Annotated in this window: 4 protein-coding genes; 2 read left to right on the top strand and 2 right to left on the bottom strand. The window is 75.6% G+C overall.

Annotated features, from left to right (window positions below; genetic code table 11):
- The coding region (locus CRM73_RS18450) for a DUF6882 domain-containing protein (RefSeq protein WP_370658571.1) at nucleotides 1–798 on the bottom strand (798 nt) is incomplete at its 3' end.
- A gap of 227 nt (nucleotides 799–1,025) precedes the next feature.
- Between CRM73_RS18450 and CRM73_RS18445 the strand changes: the two genes are divergently transcribed.
- Nucleotides 1,026–2,417: an SseB family protein gene (locus CRM73_RS18445; protein ID WP_115162918.1), complete on the top strand. Its 1,392-nt coding sequence runs from the start codon at nucleotides 1,026–1,028 to the stop codon at nucleotides 2,415–2,417.
- A gap of 13 nt (nucleotides 2,418–2,430) precedes the next feature.
- Here the strand turns inward: CRM73_RS18445 and CRM73_RS18440 are convergent, their stop codons facing one another.
- Nucleotides 2,431–2,949 carry a Fur family transcriptional regulator gene (locus CRM73_RS18440; protein WP_095651590.1) on the bottom strand — a complete coding sequence of 173 codons (519 nt, stop codon included), beginning with the start codon at nucleotides 2,947–2,949 and terminating at the stop codon, nucleotides 2,431–2,433.
- Between the two features lie 260 nt (nucleotides 2,950–3,209).
- Between CRM73_RS18440 and CRM73_RS18435 the strand changes: the two genes are divergently transcribed.
- The coding region (locus tag CRM73_RS18435; RefSeq protein ID WP_229588704.1) for a zf-HC2 domain-containing protein at nucleotides 3,210–4,044 on the top strand (835 nt) is incomplete at its 3' end.

The raw sequence follows: 4,044 nt of genomic DNA, 5'->3' as shown, positions 1-4,044 counted from the left end.
GGCCGCGGCGCGGTGCGGCTCGGCCTCCTGCCGGGCGGCCGTGGCCTCGGCGGCGGCACGGTCCTCGCGCAGGATGGCGGCGCGCTCCCGGGCGTCGGCGGCCAGGTCCACCAGGATCTCGGGGCCCACGGACGGCTCGGCGGGCTCGACACCGGAGATCTGGTGGTCGTCGAACCAGAACCGCTGCGCGCCGTCCCGCACGGTCACCACGCACGTGGCCTCGGTGTCCCACTCGATGTGGGCGCCGCGCAGCTTGGCGTAGGAGTCCACGGCGAGGTTGTGGTCCACCGCGGTGTCCGTGGTCAGCGCCTCGGCGATGACCCGCATCATCCGCTCCACGGTGAGCTCGGGGAGCTCGAACTCGGGTCCGTCCAGCAGCAGCCACGCGGTGACGCCGCCGCCCGCTCCCGCGGGGTAGTGCGCGTACACGCCCGTCACGGCCTTGGCCGCCAGCGTCAGCCGGCGGGCGAGGCCCTCCGCCACGGGCAGCTCGTCGGTGGACAGCTCGTCCACGCCCAGCCGCTCCCCGGCCTCGCGGGCCTGGACCGCGGCGGAGACCACCGTGGCCGGGAAGTGGCCCAGCTCCTGCCAGGACCAGATCCAGGAGCCGCGGGAGGCGGACTCGGTGCCCAGCAGATAGGGCGTCAGGGTCACGGGGGGCTCGGTCTGCAGGGTGAACGCCGGCGCGGAGAAGTCGACGTCCCACCCGGCGCCCTGGGTCAGCTCGGCCAGCCTGGCCTGGTACTCGGTGGAGATGAAGATCGACTCGTCGATCAGTTCCTGCAGCGTTTTCGTCATGCGTCCAGGCTAGCAACCCTCGCGGGTGCGGGAGCGTCACGGCGGGCGCCGCCCGGTGCGTCGGCGGGGGCGCCGGACGGCCGCTCCGCCCGCGGCGGCCGGGGACCGCTTGGGTAGGGTGGGGCGAGACCTCCGGGGCCCCGCGGGTGCCGCGCCCGGCCCCGCGCCCGTCCCGTGACCACCACGATCCGAGCAGGCCCCCTCGCGGGCCGGGAACGAGCCACCGCATGAGCGAGACCCCCGCCACCCCGACCCCCGGACCGGCCCGGCAGGAGCTGCTGAACACGATCGGCTCGTGGGTGCTCTCCGTGCTGCGCACGGAGCCGGGATGGGACCGGATGGTCGTGGACCTCAAGGTCCAGGGCGGGCGCGTGCACCTGCGCGTGCGCGAGCAGCGGGGCGACGAGGTGGTGCCCGGCACCGCCGGGCCCATCAAGGAGGACAGCGCCGTCATCCCCGCCGTCGAGCAGCTGCGGGAGAACGTCCACGTCCCGGGGCGCGGGACGTGGTTCACGGCCACGGTCGTGATCCTCGCCGAGGGCTGGCCCGAGCCGACCCACCGGATCGGAGGGACCTACGACCTCGACGGCGAGCCCCGCCAGTGGGGGACGGAGGGGCCGTTCACGGCCCAGGACGTCCTGGCGCACCTCGAGCGCTTCCCCCGCACCCGCGCCCGGATCCCCGCGTGGGCCCTCGAGCTCGCCCGGCGGGACGGCGTCGAGCTGCCCGTCCTCGCCCCGGGCGCCGAGCAGCAGGCCGACCCCGAGGGAGTCGTCAACCCCCTCGTGCGGGCGGCCGTCGACCGGTTCGTGGGCGCCCCCGACAACAAGGCGATGATCGAGGTCGTCCGGCAGTGCATGGCGGGCTCCCTGCTGCTGGACGTCACGGCCAGCGACCTCGTGGCGGGCCCGGGCGGGGAGGCCGTGGGCCCGGAGTCCACCCTGCGCGTCCAGACCCTGGGGGAGCCCGACGGCACGCGGTCCCTCGCCGCCTACACCTCGGCGGCGGAGGCCCAGGCCATGTTCGACCGCCACCACCCGGACGGCGGCAAGCCCGTGCTGCTGCGCGAGTCCGCCGTGAAGGTCCTGAAGATGCTCGCCGACGACCCGCAGCACGACCACCTGGTCATCGACCCGGCCCACCGCGGCTGCCGGATCAGCCGCCCCCAGGTGGAGTGGGCGATGCGGGCGCCGCGCAACGACGCCGTGAAGGCCGCGATGCTCGAGAACAACATGTCGCAGCTGCTCGCCGGGCTCCTGGCCCCGGACGCGGTGCTGCTGCTCGGCGCGCGCGTGCAGGACGGGCGCGCCGTGCCGGTCTACGCGAAGCCGCAGGAGGAGGGCGCCGCGCCGGACACCCTCCTGCTGTTCACGTCCGCGCCCGAGGTCGCCGTGCTGGACACCACCCTGGAGGTCCGCTCCGCGCCGGCCCGGCAGGCGCTGCGCTTCGCCCTCGACGCCGGGGCGCGGAAGGTCAGCATCAACGCGCACCCCCCGGTGGCCACGCTGACCGCCGATCAGCTCCGGGAGCTCCTGGCCCTCGTGGAGAAGGAGCCGGGGCAGGCAGGGGGCGCCGAGGCCGGGCCGGGTCCGGCCGGGGACGGCACCGGGCGGAGCTGAGTCCCGGCGGGCGTCAGCCCGCGGCGGGGAGGGGCTGCTCTGCGGAGGGCTGCTCCGGGGCGGCCTGCTCGGGGGAGGCCCCGGCCGCGAGGCAGTCGGCGCAGATGCCCTGGTAGACGACGTCGGCGGTGAGCAGTTGCATGCCGTGGTGCTCGGAGGGCGTGAGGCACGGGGCGTGGCCGACGGCGCAGTCGACGTCGGCCACCGTTCCGCAGCGCACGCAGTACGCGTGGTGGTGGTTGTCACCGGTGCGGGTCTCGTACCGGGCCGGGGACGCGGGCGGCTCGAACTTGCGGAGCATGCCGACGGCCGTGAGGTCGGAGAGGACCACGTAGACGGACTGCAGGGTGATCGCCGGCAGCACCGTGCGGACGTCCGCGAGGACCTCGTCGGCGGTGGAGTGCGGGCGGCGGTCCACCGCGTCGAGGACGGCCAGCCGCTGCTTGGTGACCCGGCGGCCGTGGGAGCGCAACAGGTCCGACCACGCGGCGGCCCGGGCGGTGTCCGGTGCGGGGCGTTCCGTTGTCTGCATCCTTCTACCGTAGCGTTATCACGATGGACTCACAATAGCGGGACGCATCCGCTCCGCCCGTGTGCGCCATGGTCGATCCCTCGTGACAGTTCTGGTCGCACCGGCGGGCACGGGCTTTCACCCGCCTCTGACCTGCGCTTACGATGTGCGCGGGGGATGGGGGTCCGGCACCGTCGTCGTGGCGTGCGCGCCCGCGGGTCGGACGGGACGTTCCCGGAGCTCTTTCTTCCCGAACGACCGCGACCACCACGGAGACAGACATGACGCGTCCTGCCCACGCCCGTCCGAACGGCCACGCCGGCGATCCGGAGGCGCTCCGTGACGACGTCCTCCTCGGCGCCGCCCACTCCGGGGACGCCGACGCCTTCGGGGTGCTGCGGGAGCGGTACCACGGCACGGCCCTCGCCGTGGCGCGGTCGCGGACCGGCAGCACGGAGGAGGCGGAGGGCGTCGCCGCGGCGGCTCTCGGACGGATCGAGCAGATCGTCGGCGAGGGCGGCGGCCCCCGCGCCTTCCTCGGCGCTTTCGTCGTGTGGATGGTCGGGCGGGAGGCCGACGGCGGCACGCGGCCGGTCGCGCTGCCGGACGATCCCGCCGACCCCGCGTCCCTGGTCCGGGTCTTCAGCGGCCTGCCCGCCGAGTGGCAGGGCTTCCTCTGGCGCACCGAGGTGCTGGGCCAGAGCGCCCGCCGTGCCTCGGCGGCGCTGGGGCTCGGCGCGGTCGCGGCCGCCGGTCTGCACCGTGACATGGTCCGGGGTCTCCGCGGGCTCTACGGCCAGGCCGCGGCGGACCGGGTGGCGGGACCGGCCTGCGCGGAGTTCTCCGCCGAGCTGCCCCACTTCGTCCGGGGCACCCGCGGGCAGCGGAGCCGGCGGGACGTCAAGGCGCACCTCGACGGGTGCGCCCGCTGCACCGCCGAGTACCTGAGCCGACAGGACATCGGGACGGGCCTGCGCACGTGGACGCTGCCCGTGCTGGCCGGTCTGCCGCTGTGGGGCACCGAGTCCCTCGAGCTCACCAACCTCATCGCCGCCGCGGGCGCGGGGACCGGCGCGGCCGCCGGAGCAGGGGCCGCAACGGGCGCCGCCGCGGCCG

Origin of the sequence: Kocuria sp. CCUG 69068 (assembly GCF_020833785.1) — a bacterium.
In the GTDB taxonomy this organism is placed as follows: domain Bacteria; phylum Actinomycetota; class Actinomycetes; order Actinomycetales; family Micrococcaceae; genus Kocuria; species Kocuria rosea.
The sequence above is the reverse complement of the archived record's forward strand: the minus strand, read 5'-3'. Positions and strand labels throughout refer to the sequence as shown.

What these genes read in the sequence shown, in the direction of transcription:
- CRM73_RS18440 (WP_095651590.1), bottom strand. Translation starts at nt 2,949, where the DNA reads ATGCAGACAACGGAACGCCCCGCACCGGACACCGCCCGGGCCGCCGCG.
- CRM73_RS18445 (WP_115162918.1), top strand. Translation starts at nt 1,026, where the DNA reads ATGAGCGAGACCCCCGCCACCCCGACCCCCGGACCGGCCCGGCAGGAG.